The organism is Mycobacterium sp. SMC-14, assembly GCF_046250075.1.
Taxonomy (GTDB): domain Bacteria; phylum Actinomycetota; class Actinomycetes; order Mycobacteriales; family Mycobacteriaceae; genus Mycobacterium.
Genome location: NZ_CP176429.1, coordinates 277384 through 299709, shown reverse-complemented (window position 1 = coordinate 299709; position 22326 = coordinate 277384). Strand labels below are relative to the sequence as shown.

Sequence of the window (22326 nt, the reverse complement as noted above, 5' to 3'; positions counted from 1 at the left end):
GGCGCGGTCGACGAGGCCTACCTTGGGTCGATGACCGTGATGCCGTGGACCACACCGCGCCCGTCCAGGCTGGCCCTGGCCCGCGATGTCGCCTTCCCGGCCGCGGCTGCCCTGGTGATCGCGTGGGCGTCCGACATGCGGATGCCGCTGGGATTACCCGGACATCGCGGCCTGGTGTGGCTGACCCTGCTGGTAGCGGTCACGCTCACCGCGCGACGGCCTCAGACGGTGCTCGCGGTGGGGGCGGCGTCCACGGCAGCCACCGTGTTACTGCAGTCCGGGCCCGGCCCCTGGGCCGGGGTTCGCTACCTGGGCGCCGCGGCGTTCCTGTACCTGCTGACAACCAACCCGGCAGTGCGGACCCGCCGATGGCTGATCGCGCTGGCCGCGGCTCCGATACACCTTGTCGCGCTTGCTGTTCCGATTGCGACCGGGTTCGTGGGCGGTCACCATGCGGGCATGGTGGGCCTGGGCGACAAGGCGCTGTATCACCTCGGCTGCGGCCTGGTGGCCGGAATCCTCGGTTGGGTGATGGCCGCCGCGATCGACTGGGCAACGCCGGAGACCCGCTAGGAGTTACAGCCGGTACCGCTGCCCGGGCCGCCCGGGCCGCCGCCACCGGGGTTGGGGACGCATCCGCCACCGCCGCCGCCATGGCTGCCCGGTGTGTTCCCGGTAGTGCCGGCTTCGCCGTTGCTCCCGCCGATGCTGCCCGCGCCGCCTTGGCCACCGACGCCCCCCTGGCCTCCGGGGCTGTCGGGCCCTCTGATTCCGGCGTAGCCGCCGTTGCCGCCGTCACCACCGTTGCCGCCGTTGCCCGATATCAGGGCGGCGCTGCCGCCCGCGCCACCGCGACCACCGTTGCCGCCCGCGGTATTGGTGCCCGAGGCGCCGCCGCCTCCGCCACCTCCTCCGCCACCGCCACCGCCGCCGCCGCCGGTTCCGCTGCCACTCACCGGGGCCCCGTCGCCACCTGCGCCGCCGGCACCGCCGTTACCACCGTTGCCGTAGCCCAGGGACGCGCCATTACCGCCGGCGCCACCGTTGCCGGCGGCGCTCCCGGCCCCAGCGGACACCCCTTGGACGCCCAGCAAGCCGATGCCGCCGTCACCGCCTTTCCCGCCGTTGCCGAACCAGGAGCCGGCATTTCCGCCCGCGCCGCCGTCACCGCCGGGGACCGCGATGCCGGTGGAGTCACCACCGGCGCCGCCATTGCCCCCGTTGCCGAACATGCTGCCGCCGGCGCCGCCGGCACCACCCGCCGCGCCCGCCGCACCCGCACCACCGTCGCCGCCGTCGCCGAACATCCCGGCCGAGCCGCCCGCCCAGCCGACCCCGTCGTTCACGCCTACCTCGCCCGCGGCCCCGGTCCCGCCGTTGCCGAACAGGAACCCGCCGTCACCTAGGTCACCGAACATGCCCGAGCTGCCGAACAGCGACGTGTTGGCGTCGGTGAAGTCGTCGAGGCCGTTGCCGATCAGGTCGCGCCCGAACAGATACACAAATGGTTGGTTGATCATCTCGGCCAGCTGCATGCCCGAAGCACTGGTGAGCCATTCCTGCAGCGAGTCGTTGATCGACTGCCAGAAGTCGAGCGGTCCGGCCTCGGCGCTGCCCAGTCCCAGATCGCCGAAGTCCCCGAACGGATCGGCGGCCGGCCCGCCGTCGACGACGTCTGCGATCGGGTCGACGAACAGATCCCACAGATCGGCATGTGCGGCCGGCGCGAGGCTGATCGGCGCTACGGCGGCGATCAGGAACGCTCCGGACGTGGCGCCGGCGCTGATCCGGCGCCTGTCGAACAGGCGACTCCGGTCCTGACGGCGACTGGCCATCGAGCACCTCCTCGGGTTTCCGACCAGGGTTTACTCAGTCTCGTCACACTAATCCCTGAAATCGAAAAAGCAACATAGATGAGCCGTTATCGCCCGCGATTGCGGGCACATTTGCCCAGGATTTCTCGCGATTGCGATGCGCAGCTGAACTGTCGATCAGCCGATGATGCGGTCGTCCCGGCTGTACACATTCATCGAGTCACCCCGAAGGAACGCGACCAGCGTCAGCCCGCATTCGACCGCCAGGTCGACCGCCAACGACGACGGCGCAGAGACCGCGGCCAGGACCGGCACCCCGGCCATCACCGCCTTCTGGGTCAGCTCGAACGATGCCCGCCCACTCACCAGCAGCACCGTCCCGGACAGCGGTATCCGGTGCCGCTCGAGCGCCCAGCCGATCACCTTGTCGACGGCGTTGTGGCGGCCGATGTCCTCGCGCACCACCAACATCGCGCCGCCGTGGGTGACGTCGAACAGCGCCGCGGCATGCAAACCCCCGGTGCTGGCGAAAACGTCCTGCGCGGCTCGCAGTTGATCGGGCATCGCGGTCAGCTCCGCCGCGGAAACGTGGACCGGGTCGTCGCCCGGGTGGTACCGGCTGGCAAGGCGTACCGCGTCCAATGAAGCTTTACCGCAGATCCCGCAAGACGAGGTGGCATAGAAATTGCGGGAGATGTCCACCGCCGGAGGCGGCACGTGCGGCGCCAGCGTCACATCGAGCACGTTGTAGGTGTTGGGGGTCTCCGACTCGCCGCAGTACCGCGCGCTCACCACGTCGTCACGCCCTGCGATGATGCCTTCGGAGAGCAAGAAGCCCTGCGCCAGCTCGATATCCGAACCGGGTGTGCGCATCGTGACGGTGAGCGGGACACCGCCCAGCCGGATCTCCAGCGGTTCCTCCACCGCCAGCGTCTCGGACCGCTGCGTCGCATCCCCTGCGACCAGGCGGCTGACCCGCCGACGCTGCGTTATCCGACTCATCGCTCCATCATCCCGGGTCGGGTTCTCATGCGCGCCCGGTTGCCGCGGAACAGCGCGTCGCGCGAGCACCACGGGACTACGCTGCAGGGATGGTTCAGCGAAAATTCCTGGAGTGGCCGGTAATCCGGCAGCTGCGCACCGGCGACGTGTTCGGCCGTGGGCCGGCGGTCACCTCCGAACGCACCCGCAGCATCGCGCCGCGAACCGCTACCGCCGACCGCGTGGTGAGCAGCGTCTGCCCGTATTGCGCGGTCGGCTGCGGCCAGCGCGTCTACGTCAAGGACGAGAAGGTCGTGCAGATCGAGGGCGACCCGAATTCGCCGATCTCACGGGGGCGCCTGTGTCCGAAGGGGTCGGCCAGCGAACAATTGGTCAACTCGCCCGGCCGGCAGATCACCGTGCTCTACCGGGCTCCCCGCGCCACGCAGTGGCAGCCGCTGGAGCTGGACACCGCCATCGACATGGTGGCCGAGCGGTTCATCGCCTCGCGACGTAACGCATGGCAGGACCATGATGCCGACGGCCGGCCGTTGCGGCGCACCATGGGCATCGCCTCGCTGGGCGGCGCGACGCTGGACAACGAAGAGAACTACGTCATCAAGAAACTCTTCACCGCTGCGGGCGTCATACAGGTCGACAACCAAGCTCGTATTTGACACTCCGCCACGGTTCCCGGTCTGGGAGCCTCCTTCGGTCGCGGTGGAGCGACGCAAACATTGCAAGACATGGCGAATGCCGACTGCATCGTCATCCAGGGCTCGAACATGGCCGAGTGCCACCCGGTGGGGTTCCAGTGGGTGGAGGAGGCCAAAGCCCGCGGCGCGGTGGTGATCCACGTCGACCCGCGTTTCACCCGCACGTCGGCGGTGTGCGACAAGCACATTCCGATCCGAGCAGGCTCCGACGTGGTGCTGTTGGGCGCCCTGATCAACCATGTGCTCACCCACGACCTGTGGTTCCGTGACTACGTGCTCGCCTACACCAATGCCGCGACGCTGGTCCGTGAGGACTTCCGCGATACCGAGGACCTGGGCGGGTTGTTCTCCGGCTTCGACCCGCAGACCGGGCAGTACGACCCGTCGAGTTGGGCGTACGAATGCGACGAGCCGGGCGCGCCGGTCACCGACGCAACGTTGACGCATCCTCGCACGGTTTTCCATATCCTCAAGCGGCACTACGCGCGCTACACACCGGAGGTCGTCCGCGACGTCTGTGGCATCGACACCACGATGTTCGACTACTTGGCGGCCGCTGTCACGGCCAACTCGGGGCGCGAACGCACCACCTGCTTCGCCTACGCGGTGGGCTGGACCCAACACACCCTGGGCGCCCAGTACATCCGCACCGCCGCGATCCTGCAGCTGCTGCTGGGCAACGTGGGCCGACCGGGCGGCGGGATCATGGCGCTGCGCGGGCACGCCAGCATTCAGGGCTCCACCGATATCCCCACGCTCTACGACATGCTGCCCGGCTATCTGCCGATGCCCAAGGCCGGGCGTGACGACACCCTGCGCCAGTACCTGGACCGCGTTGGGGCGAAGAGCCAGAAGGGCTTTTGGGCCAACGCCGACGCCTACCTGGTCAGCCTGCTCAAGGCGTGGTGGGGGGACGCCGCGACCCCCGACAACGACTGGGCTTATGACTACCTGCCCCGGCTGACCGGACCGCACGGCACCTATCAGGCCGTGACGGGAATGCTGAACGACGAAGTGGAGGGCTACTTCCTGCTCGGCCAGAACCCGGCCGTCGGTTCGGCCAACGGCCGTCAACAACGGTTGGGCATGTCGCACCTGAAGTGGCTGGTGGTGCGGGACCTGAACCTGATCGAGTCGGCCACCTGGTGGAAGGACGGCCCGGAGATCGCCTCCGGCGAGCTGCGCGCGCAAGACAACGAGACCGAGGTGTTCTTCCTGCCGGCGGCCAGCCACGTCGAAAAGGCCGGGACGTTCACCCAGACCCAACGTTTGCTGCAATGGCGCCATCAGGCCGTCGCCCCGCCAGGGGACTGCATCAGTGAGCTGGAGTTCTTCATCAAGCTGGGCAACCGAATTCGTGCGCACCTCGCCGGGTCGACTGATCCGCGGGACCGACCGCTGTTGGACCTGGTCTGGGACTACCCGGTCGACGCCCACGGTGATCCCGATCCGGAATTCGTGCTCGCCGAGATCAACGGTCATCAGCTCACCGGTCCAGATGCCGGTCGGTGTGTCTCGGGTTTCACCGAGCTGCGTGCCGACGGTTCCACCGCCGCCGGCTGCTGGATCTATTCCGGGGTGTACGCCGACGGCGTCAACCGTGCCGCCCGCCGCGTGCCGCGCGGCGGGCCGAGCCCTAACCAGTCGGAGTGGGGCTGGGCCTGGCCGGCCGATCGGCGGATCCTCTACAACCGCGCGTCGGCGGACCCGGACGGGGTGCCGTGGAGCGAACGCAAACGCTACGTGTGGTGGGATGCGGCGGCCGGCCGTTGGACCGGCAAGGACGTACCCGACTTCGTGGTCGATCGCGCGCCGGGCGCTCGGCCGGATCCGGCCTTGGGCGGCCCGGATGCGTTGGCCGGCGACGACCCGTTCGTCATGCAGCCCGACGGAAAGGGCTGGCTGTTCGCACCCAAGGGCGTGGTGGACGGGCCGTTGCCCACCCACTACGAGCCGCAGGAGTCGCCGGTCGCCAACGCCGTCTATCGTCAACAGCGCAACCCCGCCCGAATCACGTTCCCCCGCAAGGACAATCTTTCGGCACCCAGCGCCGGGGAACCGGGCGCCGATGTCTACCCCTACGTGTTCACCACCTACCGGCTCACCGAGCATCACACCGCCGGCGGCATGAGCCGCTGGCTGCCGTACCTGGCCGAGCTGCAGCCGGAGATGTTCTGCGAGGTCTCCCCGGCGCTGGCGGCTGAGCGCGGTCTGGAGAACTTCGGCTGGGCCACCATCATTTCGCCGCGGGCGGCGATCGAGGCACGGGTGCTGGTCACCGACCGGATGACGCCACTGATCGTGGGCGGCCACACGGTGCACCAGATCGGGCTGCCCTACCACTGGGGCGTCGGCGGCGACGCGGTGGTCAGCGGCGACGCCGCCAACGATCTGCTCGGAGTGACCCTGGACCCCAACGTGCAGATCCAGGAGTCCAAGGCCGGCTCGTGCGATATCCAGCCGGGCCGGCGTCCGCGAGGCGAGGCGCTGCTGCGCCTGATCTCGGAGTATCAAAGCCGTTCCGGCACAACACCGGAGACCGGCAATGCCGCTGTCGATCCTGAAGGGCGGGACTGATGGGCCAGCTGTCCGGACCGACCGACCCCGCCGCCGACGCCCGGTGGTCGCCAGAACACCCGCGCAAGGGGTTCTTCACCGACACCTCGATCTGCATCGGTTGTAAAGCCTGCGAGGTGGCGTGCAAGGAGTGGAACCACAATCCACAAGACGGCCCGCTGGAGTTGCTCGGGTCGTCCTACGACAACACCGGTGCGCTGGGCGCGAGCACATGGCGGCATGTGGCGTTCATCGAACAGAACCGTGACCGCATCGAGGAGGCCCGCGACTCCGGCCGGCAGTTGATCAGCCTGGGCCTGCCGAAGATGCCCGGCGACAAGGCGGATGTCGCACCGCCGGACACCGACCAGTTCCGCTGGCTGATGTCCTCGGATGTCTGCAAGCACTGCACCCACGCGGGGTGCCTGGATGTGTGCCCGACGGGATCGCTGTTTCGCACCGAGTTCGGCACGGTGGTGGTGCAGGCCGACGTCTGCAACGGCTGCGGCAACTGCGTGCCGGCCTGCCCGTTCGGGGTGATCGAGCGTCGCACCGATGGAACCGCCGCACCGAAGACCGCCCGAGACCCCGAACCGGTGGCCAACACCGGGGTCGCCCAGAAGTGCACGCTCTGTTACGACCGGCTGGTCGACGGCCAGCCGCCGGCCTGTGCGCAGACCTGCCCCACGCAGTCCATCCGGTTCGGTGATCACGACGAGCTGGTGCGGCGGGCCCGGCAGCGGGTGGCCCAGCTGCATGCCCAGGGCCGCACCGAGGCCCGGCTGTACGGCGCCAACGCCCATGACGGCGTCGGCGGTACCGGCTCGGTCTTCCTGTTGCTCGACGAACCGGAGGTGTACGGGCTGCCGCCCGATCCGCGGGTGGGCACCGCCGACCTGCCGACGATGTTCAGGCGCTCGGCGCTGGCCGCGGCGGGCATGCTTGCCGCCGCGGCGGTCGCCTTCCTCGGGGGACGCTCATGAGCATGGTGCCCGATGGTCCGCGCCGCGGCGGCGGTAAGCGCCGACGCCGCGGCGGTGGTGACGGTGGCCGCGAGATGCCGATGGTCCCCGATGTGCAGTTCAGCTCCTATTACGGCCGTCCGGTGGTCAAGCCCGCACCGTGGTCACACGAGATCGCCGCCTACCTGTTTCTCGGCGGTGTGGCGGGGGGATCCGGTCTGCTGGCCGCCGGCGCGCAACTGACCGGCCGAAAAGTGTTGCGGCGCAACTCCCGGCTGGCGGCACTGGGGGCGATCGTGTTGAGTGCGGCGGCCCTGATCAGCGACCTCGGCCGTCCGGAGCGTTTCGTCAACATGCTGCGCACCATCAAGCTGACGTCGCCGATGAGCCTGGGCTCGTGGATCCTGTCGGGGTTCGGCGCGGGCACGTCGGTGGTGGCGGCCGCCGAGCTGGATCGGTTGACTCACCAGCGGTTACCGCTGGGCCCGCTGCGCGGCGTGCTGCAGGCGGTAGAGGGGCCGGCCGGTTTGGAGGCCGCGGTGTTCGCGGCGCCGCTGGCCGTCTATACCGCGGTGTTGCTGGGCGACACCGCGACCCCGACCTGGCACGGCGCGCACCGCCACCTGCCGTTCGTGTTCGTCAGCTCGGCGAGCCTGGCCTCGGGCGGCTTGGCCATGCTGACCACGCCGGTGCGTGAGGCCGGGCCGGCCCGGCGATTGGCCGTGCTCGGGGTGCTCGGCGATGTCTTTGCCACCCGGGCCATGGAGCACCGGATGGACCCGATCGCCGCCGAGCCGCTACACGAGGGCCGAGCCGGGGCGATGCTGCGCTGGAGCGAACGGTTGGCGCTCGCCGGAGGTATCGGGACGCTCCTGGGCGGGCGTCACCGCGCCGTGGCTGCGTGCTCGGGGCTGGCGCTGCTGAGCGCCTCCGCGCTGACCCGCTTCGGGGTGTTCGAAGCCGGCATGGCCTCGGCGAAGGACCCGCGCTACACCATCGAGCCGCAGAAGCGCCGGCTGGCGGAGCGGCAGGCGGCGGGGATCACCGGGGATTCGATCACCACGGCTGATTAAGACCTGCCGGAATGTCTCAACCGAGCTGGTGTAGCTGAAAGGGCCTGGAGGACAGCGCACTTCCCGGACATTCGCCATCGGAGCTGGTCGTGACCACGCCGCCGAGCGTTACCGGGTCGATCGACACCCGAATGATCGCCGGCGCATAGTTACCGTCCGCGCAGATCCCCCCGTCCGGCTTGGTGACACTGAACTGCCAGTGCCCGTCGACCAAGCTCATGGGACTGGTCCAGCCCCTATCAGAGTTCCCCCTCACAACACCTCAATTCCGCTGCCCGCCACGGTATGTCCGATCACGGGGTGGCCGGGCAGCTCGCCGACGAGCAGCAGGCCCCCGGAGGTCTGGGCGTCGGCCAGCAGCAGCAGGTCGTCCTCGGTGACATTGGGATCGGGGCGCAGGTGCGGACGCACCCAGTCCAGGTTGCGGCGCGTCCCACCGGAGACGTAGCCATCGCGCAGTGCTTCGTGTGCGCCGGCGATCAGTGGCACCGCGGATCGGTCGAGCACCGCACCCACCCCCGACGCGCGGCACATCTTGTACAGATGGCCGAGCAGCCCGAAACCGGTGACATCGGTGGCCGCCCGCACCCCCAGCGACACTGCGGATTCGGCGGCGTCGCGGTTGAGCCCGATCATGGTCGCGATCGCCTCGTCGAACACCTCGCCGGTGCGTTTGTGCCGGTTGTTGAGCAGCCCCACTCCCAGCGGCTTGGTCAAGGTCAGCGGCAGGCCGGGCCGCGCGGCATCGTTGCGCAGCAGCTTGGTCGGGTCGGCTACCCCGGTGACCGCCATGCCGTATTTGGGTTCGGGATCGTCGATGGAATGGCCGCCGATCACCGGGCAGCCCGCTTGCTCGGCCACCGCCAGCCCGCCGCGCAACACCTCGGTCATCAACTCCAGGGGCAGCGTTTCCCGCGGCCAGCCGACCAGGTTGATCGCGACCACCGGGCGCCCGCCCATCGCATAGATGTCCGAGAGCGCGTTGGCGGCGGCGATCCGGCCCCAGTCGTAGGCGTCATCGACGACGGGGGTGAAAAAGTCCGCGGTGGACAGCACCGCGAGGTCGTCGCGCACCAGCACGGCCGCAGCGTCGTCGCCGTCGTCGAGGCCCACCAGAACGTTCTTCCCGGACTGCCCGGTCAGGCCGCGCACCGCCTCCTCCAGCTCGCCGGGGGGAATCTTGCACGCGCAGCCGCCGCCGTGGGCGTAGCCGGTCAATCGCACGTCGGTCATGCGTCAATGATGAGGTGGTCGCCGGCCGCGCGGGAGATGCAGATCAGCATGTCGCCGTCGGCGCGTTCGGTATCGGTCAGGGTCTGATCTCGATGGTCGACCTCGCCGTCGAGAACCCGCACCCGGCAGGTGCCGCAGAACCCCTGCTTGCACGAGTAGGGGGTGGCGGGGTTGACCTGCAGGATCGCTGCCAACGCGGTCTGCTCGGCGTCGACAGGGACGACGGTGCCGCTTTTGACGAGGGTGACGGAGAACGGCTTGCCGTCCAGAACCGGTGGGGCAGAGAACCGTTCGTAGTGCAGCTCCACATCCGTGCGGCCGATCAGACCTTGGCGGAGCACCTCGAGCATCGCCGGCGGGCCACACGCGTAGAGCGCCGTCGGCACCGGAGCATCGCCGATCAGATCGGCGGCCGTCGGTAGCCCATGCGTGTCATCGGTGCGGACGGCCACCTTGTCGCCGAACTGCTCCACCTCGGCAATGAACGGGATGGTGTCGGCCGAGCGACCGGTGTAGATCATCGACCAGTCCAGACCCAGGCGCTCGGCGGCGCGCATCATCGGCAGGACCGGGGTGATCCCGATACCGCCGGCGACGAACCGGAGACGCTGCGCCGGCGATCCGAAACCGGGAACGGCCATCGGCATGCCGTTGCGGGGTCCCTTGATCGTGACCGTGGTGCCCGGCTGCAACGTGTCGTGCACCTCGATCGACCCACCGCCGCCGTCGGGGATGCGGCGCACCGCAATGCGGTAGCTTTCGGAATCGGCGGGGTCCCCGCACAGCGAGTACTCCCGCATCTTGCCCGAGGGCAGCAGCAGGTCCAGGTGCGCGCCGGGTGTCCAGCGGGCCAGCGGCTTGCCGTCGACGGCGACCAGGGTCAACGCCACCACATCTTTGTCGTGCGCGACGATCTCGCGTCGGGCCACCCGCAACTCGCGGGTGCGATCCGGCTCGGCCAGTTTCCAGCGCCGCATCAACACGCTGAACGCCGGGAACGCGATCTTGGCCAGCAGATTCGAGGCCCGCAGCAGGGGGTCGTGGCGCCACCGCCCGTACAGCTGCGGCGGAACGTCGGCCGGAATCTCGCCCAGCGGCCGGAACCGTGATCCCGCGGCGTCGTGCCCTGACGTCAACGCCGCGCCCTCCGTGCTGCCGGCGACGTCGCCAGGTAGGCCACGGCCTGCGCGGTGGAGCCGATGGAGGCGGGGTCGAACGACGGCTTGAAGTAGACGACGGTGTATTTGAGCACCTGCCGCAGCTGGGGCAGGATGTTGCGCCGCGACCCGCGCAGGTACTGACGCCACAACCAGAAATAGGAATGGCTGATGGTGGCGTCGGAGCGGCACATGAATCCGATCGCCCGGTGAATCATCAACACCAGATAGGTCAGGCCAACCACCATCGCTCGGCACCGGTTCAGGTAGCCGGGGTGAAAGTAGTTCGCCACATCGTGTGCCACACAGCGGTGTTCGATCTCCTCGGCACCGTGCCAGCGGCAGATGTCGGCCATTGTCGGATCGACGTCGTAGTCGTCCCACGAGCAGTTCAGCACGAAGTCGCCCAGGATCGCGGTGTAGTGCTCGATCGCCGCGATCAGCCACAGCCGCTGCACCATGTCGTTGTATCGGGTGCGGGCGAACCGCTGGCTGCGCGGCGCCAGCAGCTTGCGGAACAAGTACTCGAACTGCCGCAGTATGGGCCCGGTGTCGACGCCGCGTGCTTCCAGGAACTCGGTCACCGCCTTGTCGTGCGACTCGGCATGCATCGCCTCCTGGCCGATGAAGCCGCGCATGGCCCGCGCCAGATCCTCGTCTTTGACATACGGCAGCGCCTCGTTGAACACCTCGCAGAACCAGCGCTCGCCCTCGGGCAGGATCAGGTGCAGGATGCTCACCACGTCGGAGGCCACCGGCTCGCCTTTGATCCAGTGCAGCGGGGTCTGGGACCAGTCGAACTCGACGTTGCGGGCGTGGATCTCCACGCCGGCCGGCTCATGGGTGTGCCCGCCCACCGACGGCTTGGTTTGGCTCGTCATAGTCACGGCCTCCTTCGGGGTCATGCTACCCACGATTTCGGTGCGTTTTTCTGCGGTGAGCGGTCATTGTCACGCCAAGATCGGCTGAAGGTTTAGGTTGATCAGCGGAGGCGTCTGAGTCCTGGTGGGCTCCCCGGTCTTCAAAACCGGTGAGGCCGAGTAGCTCGGCCTGGCGGGTTCGATTCCCGTCCGCCTCCGCCAGCCGCGTATCGCCAGGAGGAGCCGTGACCGACGCCGATCCGCGCCGCACCATTCCACGCACCGATGCACTGTTGATGCTGCCTCCGGTTCGTGCGGCGCGAGCACGGCTCGGTGAGCACGTGGTCCGTGGCCTGGTGCGCGACGCCCAGGATCGAGCGCGACGCGGCGATCTGGCACCGGACCAGGTTGAAAGCGCGGTCCTGGAGGGCCTTTCAGGGCAGACGGGGACGGCGCTACGGCCGGTCCTCAACGCCACCGGCGTGGTGGTGCACACCAATCTGGGTCGAGCGCCGCTGTCAGCCGCCGCGGTCGAAGCGCTGGTGGCAGCCAGCGGCTACGTCGACGTCGAGCTGGACCTGGCCACCGGCGCGCGCTCCAAACGTGGGGTCGCGGCCCGGGTCGCACTGCTGACTGCCTGCCCGGGCGCCGAGGACGCGCTGGTGGTCAACAACGGTGCCGCGGCCCTGGTGCTGGCCACCACCGCGTTGGCCGCCGGCCGCGAGGTCGTGGTCAGCCGGGGCGAACTGATCGAGATCGGGGCCGGATTCCGCCTACCGGACCTGATCGCCTCTACCGGGGCGAGGCTGCACGAGGTCGGCACCACCAACCGCACCCACCTGCGCGACTACGCCGACGCCATCGGCCCGCAGACCGGGTGCATCCTCAAGGTGCACCCCAGCAATTTCGCCGTCCACGGTTTCACTGCGTCGGTGGGATTGGCGCAATTGCGGCCACTGGCAACCGAACACGACGTTGCCTTGGTAGCCGATCTGGGCAGCGGGCTGTTGGCCCCCGATCCGCTGCTGCCCGACGAGCCCGATGCGGCCACCACGCTTGCCGACGGCGCCGACGTCGTGACCGCCAGCGGTGACAAGCTGCTCGGCGGGCCGCAGGCCGGAATCGTGTTGGGCCGCGCCGGGGTCATCTCCAGGCTTGCTCGACACCCGTTGGCCCGCGCGGTCCGCGCCGACAAACTCACCCTCGCCGCGCTGGAGGCGACCGTCTCCGGCGCCACCGCACCGGTGACTCGGGCGCTGCACGCCGATCCTGACCAGTTGCGTTCCCGCGCCGAGCGGTTGGCTGCCGCGGTCGGTGCCACCGTCGTGGCCCACGACGGCCGCGTCGGTGGCGGCGGCGCTCCGGGAGTCCCGCTGCCGGGCTGGGCGGTCCGACTACCCGAGTCGGCGGCCGCGCCGCTGCGCACCGGCGATCCCGCGGTGCTGCCCCGCGTGCACGACGGCGCCTGCCTGATCGATCTGCGCTGTGTGCCGGAAGCCGACGACGGACGGCTGCTGGTGGCGGTGCGGGCCGCGCTCGACCGGATCGGGTGAGCGTGTTTGTCGTCGCCACCGCCGGCCACGTCGACCACGGAAAATCCACCCTGGTGCGGGCGCTCACCGGCATGGAACCCGACCGTTGGGCGCAGGAGCGACGGCGCGGACTCACCATCGACCTGGGTTTCGCCTGGACCGCGCTGCCGTCGGGACGGCGAGTGGCCTTCGTCGATGTCCCGGGCCACGAACGGTTTCTGCCCAACACGCTCGCCGGCCTGGGACCGGCTTCGGTGGTGTGCTTCGTGGTCGCCGCCGACGAGGGCTGGCGGGCGCAGTCCGATGATCACCGCGACGCCATTGCGGCACTGGGCATTACCCGGGGACTGGTGGTGCTCACCCGTATCGACCGGGCCGGCGATCAACGTGTCGCCGAGGTGTCCGAACAGGTCCGCACCGAACTGACCCAGACGGGTCTGCACCACGCCCCGATCGTCGCCGTCTCGGCACTGGACGGCACCGGCCTGGACACGCTGCGTGCTGTGCTCGACGACCTGTTGGCCGAGCTTCCGCCACCGTCGAGCACGGGGCGCGTCCGGTTGTGGGTCGACCGGTCGTTCGCCATCACCGGGGCCGGGACGGTGGTGACCGGCACCCTGACCGCGGGCACACTGGCGAGCGGCGATCACCTGCAGCTGCTGAATCGCGGCCACTGGCGTGCGGTGGCCGTCCGAGGACTGCAAAGCTGCGGCGAGGCACATTCGGAACTGCATCCCACGGCGCGAGTGGCAGTCAATCTGCGTGGGGTGGCGGCCGGCGAGGTGCGCCGCGGGGACACCCTGGCCAGCCCCGACGAGTGGCTGACCACAACGGTGGCCGACGTCCGGCGCAGCACCGGTTGTCCCCTGACCGAGGCACCCGAGCGAATCGTGGTGCACGTGGGCACGGCCGCGGTGTCCGCCCGGCTTCGGGTTCTCGGCACCGACCACGCCCGAATCACTTTGGAACATCCTCTGCCGCTGATGTTTTCCGATCGCCTGGTACTGCGCGACCCGGGTGCCCGCCGCGTGCTGGGCGGGGTGGTGGTGCTCGACGCCGATCCACCGGCCCTGCGGCGACGCGGTGATGCGGCCCGACGCGCCGAGGAGCTCGCCGGCTCCGATCCGGCCGATCAGGCACTCCGGGTACTTACCGAGGTGGCCCGCCGCGGCGCAGTGTCGCAGCGCCAGTTGCAGTTGCTCGGATACGAGGTCTCCCCGGCGCCGCCGGAGATCACGGTGATGGGCGGCTGGTGGGTGCACCCTGCGACGTACGAGGCTTGGCGGGACCGGCTGCAGACTGCGGCGCGTGAACTACGAGAGCGCGATCCGCTGTCCGCCGGTCTGTCCCGGGGCGCGGCGGCGGATCTGCTTGCGCTACCCGAAGCGGCGCTGCTCGATGAGCTGGTAGACGCCGCGGGGTTGGAACAACACAATGGGCTGATTCGACTGCCTGGCGGCCGTGGCGATCTCGGCCCTGCCGAAGACGCGATCGCAGAGCTGGAATCCCGGCTGGCGGCGGCTCCGTTTCACGCCCCGGAGGCCGAAGATCTGTCCGCGCTGCACCTGGGCATCCGGGAGCTGGCGGCGGCAGAACGGGTCGGGCGACTGTTGCGGCTCACCGAGAATCTGGTGCTGCTCCCGACTGCTCCCGCGTTGGCCATGCGTGAATTGGCTTCGTTGGCGCAGCCTTTCACGGCCACTCAGGCCAAGCAGGCGTTGAACACCACCCGGCGGGTGGCGATCCCCTTGCTGGAGTATCTCGATGCCCGCGGCTGGACTCGCCGAATCGATGCGGTCTACCGGGAAGTTGTGCGCTGACACGGCACATGCTGTTTGCTGGCAACATGATCGGTACGTCGCGACTGCGAGCCACCGCATGGGCGATCCTGCAGACCGCGCTGGCCGCGGGCGTGGCGTGGTACCTGGCGCGCGACGTGCTCGGCCACCCTGCCCCGTTCTTCGCGCCGATCGCTGCCGCGGTGTGCATGTGGGCGACCAACGTGGTGCGCGCAGAGCTTGCGGCCGAGATGGTGGTGGGGGTGGGGCTGGGTATCGGATTAGGCAGCTTGGTGAACATGGTCCTGGGCACCGGGCCGATCGCGATGTCCGTGGTCGTCTTGGTCTCGCTGTCTGCGGCGTTGCTCATCGGCCGAGGTTTCCTGCAGCACCGTCCGATGTTCGTCAACCAGACGGTCATCTCAGCCATCCTGGTGTTGTCCCTGCCGCACAGCGGTATCGGAACGGAGAGGCTGTTCGACGCGCTGGTCGGCGGCGGGATCGCGGCAACCTTCAGCATCCTGGTTTTCCCCCGGAATCCGGTAGTTGTCCTGCGGGATGCCCGGATCGAAGTATTGACGGCGGTGCACGAGATCCTCACCCAGACACACAGCCACACCGGCGATTCCGATTGGATGCTGTCAGCCGCGGCCGAGCTGCACCACCGTCTGGCTCGCCTGACCGAAGCTCGCGGTACCGCCGAACAGTTGGCGCGGGTATGCCCGTTTCGCTGGTCGCTGCGCGACGCGACGCGAGCCGCCGATCGCCAGGCCGCACAACTGTCCCTGCTGGCCACTTCCGTGGTGCAACTGGCGCGCACCATCACCGGGACCGCCGAACCGCTCGTCGAACCGGTCCGGGAAGCCGTCGGCGAGCTCGCCGCGGCGGCCTCCGCCCTCGCCCGTGACGAGCCGGTTGCCGCAGCGGCGAACGCGACATCCGCCCGCAGTCACATGGTGGTGGCACAGTCCGGCAACGCCGCGTTGTCTGCCCCCATCGACAGCTGCATCGACGAGCTCGACCGGGTGATCAGCCTCGCGCCGCAGTGACGCCCTGGGGGCCAATACGTTTCAACACTCAACGCGATCCGCGTGGTCTATTCGACCACGATCCCCTGTTGTTCGGTGGCGACCCAGCTGGCCAATAGTTTCAGCGCCTGCTCGGCCGGCGATTGCGGTACGGCGGTGTAGCCGATCAGCGACAGTCCGGCGGCGCCGGGCAACTCGAAGGCGTTGTAGGTCAACGTCAATTCCCCGACCGCGGGGTGCCGGAATCGTTTGGCGCCGTGGTGGTGTGCCTTGACATTGTGGGCCGCCCAGCGGGTGCGGAACGGTTCGCTGCGAGTGGCCAGCTCCCCGATCAACGCGACTACCGCCGGCGAGTCCGGTGCGCGGGCGGCTTCGGCCCGCAACAGGGCCACCACGTCGTCGGCGGCGGCCGCCCAGTCCGGGAAGGTCGCGTCGGCCGACGGATCAAGAAAGACGGACCGAGCGAGGTTCGGCGTCGTCCCGGTACGACCGAACGCCGGGGCATACAGGGCGCGCCCGAGTACGTTGGCGGCGACCACGTCGAGATGCCCGTTGAGCACCACTGCCGGGGCGCCGACCATGCTGTCCAGCAGTTGCTGTACCCCGTCGGGCAAGACCACGCCGGCCCGGCGCGTCGTCCGCCGCCGCCCGGGCTTGACCGCTCCGGCCCGGGACAGGTCGAACAGGTGCGCCGTCTCCGCATCGGATAGCTGCAGGGCTCGGGCGACGGCGTCCAGGACCTCATCGGAGACTCCGGCCACGTGTCCCCGTTCGATCTGGGTGTAGTACTCGATGCTGACCCCGGCGAGCTGGGCCACCTCCTCGCGCCGCAACCCGGGGACCCGACGCCGTCGCCCGGGCGGCAACCCGACCTGTTCGGGGGTTATCCGTGCGCGCCGGGTCATCAGGAAGCCCTTGATGTCCTGGCCGATGTCCATACCGCAACGGTAGGCAATCGGCTCGGGTGTCAGGCAGGAACTGGCAGTACCCCTATAACCAGCACCTGTCGGGTCGGTGCGCAGGCTCGTAGCGTCGAGCTCAGTAATCGTTTTCCACGCGAGGAGGTCAGCGAAGATGCCCAGTCAAGATGAGGCCCAGGCGGCGTTCGACGGTTTTGTCGACATGTGGACGAGCGGTAGGACAGGCGGGCTGCGCGCACCCATCCTGCATCACCCGGGCGAGCTCGACCTGAAGTACGAGGACGTGTCATTCCCCTCGGCGGACGGTGTTCGCCTGGAAGGCTGGTTCATCCCCGCCGACTCGAACCGGTTGATCATCCACAACCACTTCCTGCCGGGAAACCGTTCTGGCTACCCGGGACACCTCCCGCAGTTCAGCGGCCTGGGCGGGTTAGAGGTGAATTTCTTGCCGGAGTACAAAGCGTTGCACGACGCCGGGTACAACATCTTGTGCTACGACATGAGCAACCACGGGATGAGCGGATCACGCGAGCGCGGTACCGGAATCGGCCTGGTGGAGTACCAGGACGTGATCGGTTCGGTGCGCTACGCCAAGTCCCGGCCGGACACCGCTTCGATGGAGACTTTCCTGCTCAGCGTCTGCCTGGGCGGTGACTCGACCTGCGTCGCGATGGCCAAGCATCCCGAGGAGTTCAGCCACATCAAGTCCCTGATCCTGCTCCAACCGGTGTCGGCTGACCCGATCGTCGAGAATTTCGTGCGGGACAGCGGCATTCCCGACGGCTATGCACGCTTCGACCAAGAGGTGTTCGCCCGTACCGGCTTCCATCTCGCCGAGCAGTCACCGATCGAATACGCCAAGTCGATCCAGATCCCCACCCTGGTCGCCCAGGTGCATCACGACACCATGACGCGCCCCGATGACGTGCAGGCGATCTACGACGCGATCCCCACGACGGAGAAGAAATTGCATTGGATCGAAGGCACCACCCGGCGCTTCGACGGCTACAACTACTTCGGCGAGCATCCCGAAGTTGCCATCGACTGGTTCGACAATCACGCCGGGTAGCGTGACCGCGCCCAAGTGTCGTGACTACGTGCTGGCCGGAACCCGTCGGTCGGCAGCGGTCTTGGGGGTGACGTGCTCCTCGTCGCCGGTGAATTCCTTCGTCCAGCAGGCGAATTCCAGCGTGATTCCGTCGGGGTCCTGGAAGTAGAACGAGCGGACATACACACCCGGGTGCAACGTCGGGCTCGCCTGCCACTCGGACTCGTCGTGGTTGAGGACCGGACCGACCCGGACACCCTTCTCTTTCAGCCGCTGACGGTAGGCGTCGAACTTGTCCGCCGGCACATGGAAGGCCAGGTGGTTGAGCGTGCTCACCGCACTGGTGATCTCGCCGATTCCGGGTATGGCGGCCGGCGAGGAGATCCCGGGAACCCGGTCCGGCGCGTCGCGGAACCAGAAGAAGGCCACACAGTCCCCGTTACCGGCATCGAAGAAGAAGTGCTGACCGATACCCGCGGGCAGGTCGAGCGACTTGATCAGGGGCATGCCCAAGGTGTTGCTGTAGAAGTCGACGGTGCGTTCCATGTCGGAGCACACCATCGCTACGTGGTTGATCCCGCTGATTTCGAATTCGGTGTTGACACCGTGCGGCTTGATCATGTGCGGACACTCCTCTGGTCAAGATCTGAAACTGAATCTAACATCAGATTCAGATTTGATCCAGCCCCGCCAAGACAGGGAGTGTGTTCCGGTGTCGACCAGCCCCGAGCAGTCCGGCCACCGCGACCCGTTGCCCACGCACCGGGGTCGACGCACCCAAGCCGCGATCGACTCGGCGGCGCGCGCGGTGATCGCCCGCAAGGGAGTTCTGGCTGCCACCATCGCCGACATCGCGGCCGAAGCCGGCCGATCGGCGGCGTCGTTCTACAACTACTACGACTCCAAAGAGGCGATGGTCGCCGAGTGGGCGCTGCGATTCCGCGACGAGGCCGGTCAGCGCGCATCCAGCACGGTGCGGCACGGGCTGACCAACCGCGAACGGATCGAGCAGGCCACCGCCGCGCATTGGCACACCTACCGCAACCGGCTGGCCGAGATGATCGGAGTCTCCCAGCTGGCGATGGTCAACGACGACTTCGCCCGGTACTGGGCGGAGATCTGCGCCGTTCCCGTCGGCCACATCACTGAAACGGTCAAGCGCGCCCAAGCCGAGGGCTACTGCACCGATGACGACCCGGAATTGCTCGCGGTGGCGATCGTGTCGATGCTCAACCAGTTCTGTTATGTCCAGCTCGCCACGCCCCGCGACGACGGCCCCGACGATGACGCGTGTATTCGCACGCTGGCCAACGTGTTCTATCGGGCGATCTACACCGAGGAGAATTCCTGAGCATGGCGTTGAGAGTCCTGGCGCACTTCATTCCTGGCCCGAAGGTCGAGGAATTCGTTGCACCCGAATCCGATTGGCTGGATATCCGGTGGTGCGCCGCCGACGACGACGTCACGTTCCGCCGTGAATTGGCCGACGCTGAGGTGCTCTGGCACGTGCTGCGGCCGCTCTCAGGCGATGACCTGCGGAGTGGGCCTGCACTGCGGCTGGTGCACAAGTTCGGTGTCGGCATCAACACCATCGACGTCGACGTCGCAACCCAGCGCGGCATCGCGGTGGCCAATATGCCCGGCGCCAATGCCGCGTCCGTCGCCGAGGGCACCGTGCTGCTGATGCTCGCCGTGTTGCGCCGACTGCTGCCGCTGGATCGCGCCACCCGGGAGCTCCGCGGGTGGCCGACCGATCCCGATCTGGGCGAGCACTGCCGCGATATCGGCGGCTGCACCGTCGGCCTGGTCGGCTTCGGCAGCATCGCCCAGCGGGTGGCCGGGATCGTGGCCGCCATGGGCGCGCAGGTGCTACACACCAGCACCCGCGACGACGGCACGCCCGGCTGGCGGCCCCTGCCAGAACTGCTGGCCGCCTCGGACATCGTCTCGCTGCACGTTCCATTGACCGAGGCCACCGAGGGTCTGATCGACCGGGCCGCCCTGGCGCGGATGAAACCTGGGGCGGTGCTGGTCAACACCGCGCGCGGTCCGATCGTCGACGAGACCGCTCTGGCCAACGCGCTGCGCGGTGGGCGGCTGGCCGGGGCCGGCCTCGACGTGTTCGCCGTCGAGCCGGTGACGGCGGACAACCCCCTGCTCGGCCTGGAGAACGTGGTGCTCACTCCACACGTCAGCTGGTACACCGCCGACACCATGCGGCGCTATCTGGCGGCCGCTGTCGACAACTGCCGCCGGTTGCGCGATGGGCAACCGCTGGCCCACGTCGTCAACCGACCGTAGTCAACCAACCGACTGGTTGTTAGATTCACTATACGTACACACCGAAAGGCGCATCAATGCCGATAGCGATCACTTCCGAACATCAGGACCTGGCCGATTCCGTGCGGTCGTTCGTGACCCGCGCAGTGCCGGCCGAGATGCTGCACGCCGCGATGGACACCCCGATCCAGAATCCGCCGCCGTATTGGCGTGCGGCCGCCGAGCAGGGCTTGGCGGGTGTACATCTGGCCGAGGATGCCGGCGGCCAGGGTTTCGGAATCCTGGAATTGGCGGTGGTGCTCGCCGAGTTCGGCTACGGCGCGGTGCCCGGGCCGTTCGTGCCGTCCACAATCGCCAGCGCCCTGATCGCCGCGAACAATCCGGCTGCCGCCGAGCTGAGCGGGCTGGCCGGCGGAGAGGTGATCGCCAGCTACACAATCAATCCGGGACTGACCGGCACCCCGCAGGGGTCGGGGCTGGTGATCGGTGGCGAGGCTCGCGCCGTGGCGGCCGCCGCGCAGGCGTCGTTGCTGGTGCTGCCCGTGGCCGTCGACGGCGCCGAGGTGTGGGTGGTGCTGCGCGCCGAGCAGCTCGAGATCGAGCCGGTGACAAGCGTGGACCCGCTGCGCCCCATCGCCCACGTGCGCGCCAACGGCGTCGAGGTCGACGACACCGCGATCCTGCGTGACCTCTCCTCGGCGCGGGCGCACGCACTGATCACGACGCTGCTGTCCGCGGAGGCGGTCGGTGTGGCCCGCTGGGCCACCGACACCGCGGCGGACTACGCCAAGATCCGCGAGCAGTTCGGCCGGCCGATCGGCCAGTTCCAGGCGATCAAACACAAGTGCGCGGAGATGATCGCCGACACCGAGCGGGCCACCGCCGCGGTGTGGGACGCCGCCCGGGCTATCGACGAGGCTGATGAAAACGGTTGGGACGCTGCCGGTTCTGCGGTGCAGTTCGCAACGGCAGTGGCGGCCACGCTGACGCCCAGCGCCGCGCAGCACTGCACCCAGGACTGCATCCAGGTGCACGGTGGAATCGGCTTCACCTGGGAGCACGACGCGGGTGTGTACTACCGGCGGGCACTGATTCTGGCTGCTTCCTTCGGGAGCCGCTCCGCATACCCGCAACAGGTGGTCGACACCGCCACCGCTGGTGGGATGCGCAAGATCGACATCGACCTGGACCCCGACACCGAGAAGCTACGGGCCGAGATCAGGTCCGAGGTCGCTGCACTCAAGGCCATGGCGCACGACGAGCGCACGGTCGCGATCGCCGAGGGCGGCTGGGTGTTGCCCTACCTGCCGAAGCCGTGGGGACGGGCCGCCGAGCCGATCGAGCAGGTCATCATCGAGCAGGAATTCTCCACCGGCCGGGTGCGTCGCCAGGCGATGGGTATCGCCGCGTGGCTGATCCCGTCGATCGTGGCGTTTGGCACCGACGAGCAGAAGCAGCGTTTCCTCCCCCCCACGTTCCGCGGCGAAATGATCTGGTGCCAACTGTTTTCCGAACCCGGCGCCGGTTCGGACCTGGCCAGCCTGACCACCAAGGCAACCAAGGTCGACGGCGGCTGGCGGATCAGCGGCCAGAAGATCTGGACGTCGGCCGCGCAGTTCTCCTCGTGGGGAGCCCTGCTGGCGAGGACTGACTCGAGCGCGCCGAAACATGACGGCATCACCTACTTCTTGTTGGACATGAAGGCCGAGGGGGTGACGGTCAGTCCGCTGCGCGAACTCACCGGCGGCGCGATGTTCAACACCGTGTTCATCGACGATGTGTTCATCCCGGACGAGCTGGTGCTCGGCGAGGTGAACCGGGGCTGGGAGGTCAGCCGCAACACGCTGACGGCCGAGCGGGTGTCGATCGGCGGCTCTGAGATGCCGTTCCTGGCCAGCCTGGACGGCTTCGTGGAGTTCATGCGGGACGGCCAGTTCGATGGAGGAGAACAGCGCCGTGGCGGCCAGCTGATCGCCGAAGGGCATGCAGCCAAGCTGCTCAACCTGCGCTCGACCCTGTTGACCCTGGCGGGCAAGGACCCGATGCCGGCGGCGGCGGTGTCCAAGCTGCTCTCGATGCGCACCGGGCAGGGCTATGCCGAGTTCGCGGTGGGCACCTTCGCCGGTGATGCCGCGATCGGCGACCGTGAGCAGCTTCCGGGCAAGTGGGCCGAGTACCTGCTGATGAGCCGCGCCACCACCATCTACGGCGGCACCTCGGAGGTCCAGCTCAACATCATCGCCGAGCGCCTGCTGGGCCTCCCCCGCGATCCCTAACGGGTCGCCGTAGGCGCCGAGTGCGAACAGCTTGACGGCGCAACCGGTTTCGGCTGACACTCCGACCGCGCTGCTAGCATGGCGGGCAAGATCGCCAGGAACGACTGCCTCA

General features: G+C 68.6%; 19 protein-coding genes and 1 tRNA gene. 12 read left to right on the top strand and 8 right to left on the bottom strand.

Features of this window, described 5'->3' with window-relative positions; translation table 11 throughout:
* Positions 1-30 precede the first annotated feature (30 nt).
* Positions 31-573 (top strand): hypothetical protein, encoded by a 543-nt coding sequence (locus ACKY0W_RS01395; RefSeq protein WP_409436078.1) that lies wholly within the window; start codon positions 31-33, stop codon positions 571-573.
* Here the strand turns inward: ACKY0W_RS01395 and ACKY0W_RS01390 are convergent.
* Positions 570-1835 (bottom strand): hypothetical protein, encoded by a 1266-nt coding sequence (locus ACKY0W_RS01390; protein WP_409436077.1) that lies wholly within the window; start codon positions 1833-1835, stop codon positions 570-572. The genes ACKY0W_RS01395 and ACKY0W_RS01390 overlap by 4 nt on opposite strands.
* A 156-nt stretch (positions 1836-1991) precedes the next feature.
* Positions 1992-2816, bottom strand: a complete 825-nt coding sequence (fdhD, locus tag ACKY0W_RS01385) for a formate dehydrogenase accessory sulfurtransferase FdhD (protein WP_409436076.1) — start codon at positions 2814-2816, stop codon at positions 1992-1994.
* Between the two features lie 89 nt (positions 2817-2905).
* Between fdhD and fdnG the strand changes: the two genes are divergently transcribed.
* Genes fdnG through nrfD form a run of 3 tightly spaced genes read left to right on the top strand, consistent with a single transcriptional unit; the run spans position 2906 to position 8102 of the window.
* The gene (fdnG, locus tag ACKY0W_RS01380) at positions 2906-6088 is read left to right on the top strand and encodes a formate dehydrogenase-N subunit alpha (RefSeq protein ID WP_409436075.1); all 3183 of its coding nucleotides are present in this window, start codon (positions 2906-2908) and stop codon (positions 6086-6088) included.
* The gene (locus ACKY0W_RS01375) at positions 6088-7050 is read left to right on the top strand and encodes a 4Fe-4S dicluster domain-containing protein (RefSeq protein ID WP_409436074.1); all 963 of its coding nucleotides are present in this window, start codon (positions 6088-6090) and stop codon (positions 7048-7050) included. Before fdnG ends, ACKY0W_RS01375 begins: the two co-directional genes overlap by 1 nt.
* Positions 7047-8102 carry an NrfD/PsrC family molybdoenzyme membrane anchor subunit gene (gene nrfD / locus ACKY0W_RS01370; protein ID WP_409436073.1) on the top strand — a complete coding sequence of 352 codons (1056 nt, stop codon included), beginning with the start codon at positions 7047-7049 and terminating at the stop codon, positions 8100-8102. Before ACKY0W_RS01375 ends, nrfD begins: the two co-directional genes overlap by 4 nt.
* Positions 8103-8118: 16 nt before the next feature.
* Here nrfD and ACKY0W_RS01365 read toward each other — a convergent pair whose 3' ends face one another.
* Genes ACKY0W_RS01365 through ACKY0W_RS01350 form a run of 4 tightly spaced genes read right to left on the bottom strand, consistent with a single transcriptional unit; the run spans position 8119 to position 11373 of the window.
* Positions 8119-8322: a hypothetical protein gene (locus ACKY0W_RS01365; protein ID WP_409436072.1), complete on the bottom strand. Its 204-nt coding sequence runs from the start codon at positions 8320-8322 to the stop codon at positions 8119-8121.
* A 32-nt stretch (positions 8323-8354) separates the two neighbouring features.
* A complete protein-coding gene (gene selD, locus ACKY0W_RS01360; protein WP_409436071.1) occupies positions 8355-9335 on the bottom strand; it encodes a selenide, water dikinase SelD in 981 nt (326 codons plus the stop codon).
* A complete protein-coding gene (locus ACKY0W_RS01355) occupies positions 9332-10429 on the bottom strand; it encodes a PDR/VanB family oxidoreductase (protein ID WP_409437914.1) in 1098 nt (365 codons plus the stop codon). The genes selD and ACKY0W_RS01355 overlap by 4 nt, the downstream gene beginning before the upstream one ends.
* Before the next feature lie 38 nt (positions 10430-10467).
* Positions 10468-11373 carry a metal-dependent hydrolase gene (locus ACKY0W_RS01350; protein WP_409436070.1) on the bottom strand — a complete coding sequence of 302 codons (906 nt, stop codon included), beginning with the start codon at positions 11371-11373 and terminating at the stop codon, positions 10468-10470.
* 106 nt (positions 11374-11479) lie between these two features.
* Between ACKY0W_RS01350 and ACKY0W_RS01345 the strand changes: the two genes are divergently transcribed.
* The 4 genes from ACKY0W_RS01345 to ACKY0W_RS01330 all read left to right on the top strand — a co-directional run bounded on the left by ACKY0W_RS01345 (position 11480) and on the right by ACKY0W_RS01330 (position 15711).
* Positions 11480-11574: transfer RNA gene (locus ACKY0W_RS01345), tRNA-Sec, on the top strand.
* A 23-nt stretch (positions 11575-11597) separates the two neighbouring features.
* Complete coding sequence (gene selA / locus ACKY0W_RS01340; RefSeq protein ID WP_409436069.1) at positions 11598-12905, top strand: L-seryl-tRNA(Sec) selenium transferase; 1308 nt, start codon at positions 11598-11600, stop codon at positions 12903-12905.
* 2 nt (positions 12906-12907) lie between these two features.
* Positions 12908-14704, top strand: coding sequence for a selenocysteine-specific translation elongation factor (gene selB, locus ACKY0W_RS01335; protein ID WP_409437913.1), 1797 nt, complete (start codon positions 12908-12910; stop codon positions 14702-14704).
* Between the two features lie 26 nt (positions 14705-14730).
* On the top strand, positions 14731-15711 hold the full coding sequence (locus tag ACKY0W_RS01330; protein ID WP_409436068.1) for an FUSC family protein: 981 nt from the start codon (positions 14731-14733) through the stop codon (positions 15709-15711).
* A gap of 47 nt (positions 15712-15758) precedes the next feature.
* On the opposite strand, the gene ACKY0W_RS01325 is transcribed toward ACKY0W_RS01330, so the two are convergent.
* The gene (locus tag ACKY0W_RS01325; RefSeq protein ID WP_409436067.1) at positions 15759-16628 is read right to left on the bottom strand and encodes a helix-turn-helix transcriptional regulator; all 870 of its coding nucleotides are present in this window, start codon (positions 16626-16628) and stop codon (positions 15759-15761) included.
* A gap of 136 nt (positions 16629-16764) precedes the next feature.
* On the opposite strand from ACKY0W_RS01325, the gene ACKY0W_RS01320 reads away from it, so the two are divergent.
* The gene (locus tag ACKY0W_RS01320) at positions 16765-17679 is read left to right on the top strand and encodes an alpha/beta hydrolase family protein (RefSeq protein ID WP_409436066.1); all 915 of its coding nucleotides are present in this window, start codon (positions 16765-16767) and stop codon (positions 17677-17679) included.
* 24 nt (positions 17680-17703) lie between these two features.
* Here the strand turns inward: ACKY0W_RS01320 and ACKY0W_RS01315 are convergent, their stop codons facing one another.
* The gene (locus ACKY0W_RS01315) at positions 17704-18279 is read right to left on the bottom strand and encodes a VOC family protein (RefSeq protein WP_046285853.1); all 576 of its coding nucleotides are present in this window, start codon (positions 18277-18279) and stop codon (positions 17704-17706) included.
* A 91-nt stretch (positions 18280-18370) separates the two neighbouring features.
* On the opposite strand from ACKY0W_RS01315, the gene ACKY0W_RS01310 reads away from it, so the two are divergent.
* Genes ACKY0W_RS01310 through ACKY0W_RS01300 form a run of 3 tightly spaced genes read left to right on the top strand, consistent with a single transcriptional unit; the run spans position 18371 to position 22214 of the window.
* Entirely contained in the window at positions 18371-19009 is a 639-nt protein-coding gene (locus ACKY0W_RS01310; protein ID WP_409436065.1) for a TetR/AcrR family transcriptional regulator, read from the top strand.
* A 2-nt stretch (positions 19010-19011) separates the two neighbouring features.
* The gene (locus ACKY0W_RS01305) at positions 19012-19959 is read left to right on the top strand and encodes a 2-hydroxyacid dehydrogenase (RefSeq protein WP_409436064.1); all 948 of its coding nucleotides are present in this window, start codon (positions 19012-19014) and stop codon (positions 19957-19959) included.
* Between the two features lie 56 nt (positions 19960-20015).
* Positions 20016-22214, top strand: coding sequence for an acyl-CoA dehydrogenase (locus ACKY0W_RS01300; RefSeq protein WP_409436063.1), 2199 nt, complete (start codon positions 20016-20018; stop codon positions 22212-22214).
* Positions 22215-22326 lie beyond the last annotated feature (112 nt).

Excerpts from the sequence above, each read along its gene's own strand:
- ACKY0W_RS01320 (WP_409436066.1), top strand. The coding sequence starts at position 16,765 with ATGCCCAGTCAAGATGAGGCCCAGGCGGCGTTCGACGGTTTTGTCGAC.
- ACKY0W_RS01395 (WP_409436078.1), top strand. The coding sequence starts at position 31 with ATGACCGTGATGCCGTGGACCACACCGCGCCCGTCCAGGCTGGCCCTG.
- ACKY0W_RS01300 (WP_409436063.1), top strand. The coding sequence starts at position 20,016 with ATGCCGATAGCGATCACTTCCGAACATCAGGACCTGGCCGATTCCGTG.
- ACKY0W_RS01330 (WP_409436068.1), top strand. The coding sequence starts at position 14,731 with ATGATCGGTACGTCGCGACTGCGAGCCACCGCATGGGCGATCCTGCAG.
- ACKY0W_RS01315 (WP_046285853.1), bottom strand. The coding sequence starts at position 18,279 with ATGATCAAGCCGCACGGTGTCAACACCGAATTCGAAATCAGCGGGATC.
- selD (WP_409436071.1), bottom strand. The coding sequence starts at position 9,335 with ATGACCGACGTGCGATTGACCGGCTACGCCCACGGCGGCGGCTGCGCG.
- ACKY0W_RS01390 (WP_409436077.1), bottom strand. The coding sequence starts at position 1,835 with ATGGCCAGTCGCCGTCAGGACCGGAGTCGCCTGTTCGACAGGCGCCGG.
- fdhD (WP_409436076.1), bottom strand. The coding sequence starts at position 2,816 with ATGAGTCGGATAACGCAGCGTCGGCGGGTCAGCCGCCTGGTCGCAGGG.
- ACKY0W_RS01365 (WP_409436072.1), bottom strand. The coding sequence starts at position 8,322 with ATGAGCTTGGTCGACGGGCACTGGCAGTTCAGTGTCACCAAGCCGGAC.
- ACKY0W_RS01305 (WP_409436064.1), top strand. The coding sequence starts at position 19,012 with ATGGCGTTGAGAGTCCTGGCGCACTTCATTCCTGGCCCGAAGGTCGAG.
- ACKY0W_RS01375 (WP_409436074.1), top strand. The coding sequence starts at position 6,088 with ATGGGCCAGCTGTCCGGACCGACCGACCCCGCCGCCGACGCCCGGTGG.
- nrfD (WP_409436073.1), top strand. The coding sequence starts at position 7,047 with ATGAGCATGGTGCCCGATGGTCCGCGCCGCGGCGGCGGTAAGCGCCGA.
- ACKY0W_RS01325 (WP_409436067.1), bottom strand. The coding sequence starts at position 16,628 with ATGGACATCGGCCAGGACATCAAGGGCTTCCTGATGACCCGGCGCGCA.
- ACKY0W_RS01350 (WP_409436070.1), bottom strand. The coding sequence starts at position 11,373 with ATGACGAGCCAAACCAAGCCGTCGGTGGGCGGGCACACCCATGAGCCG.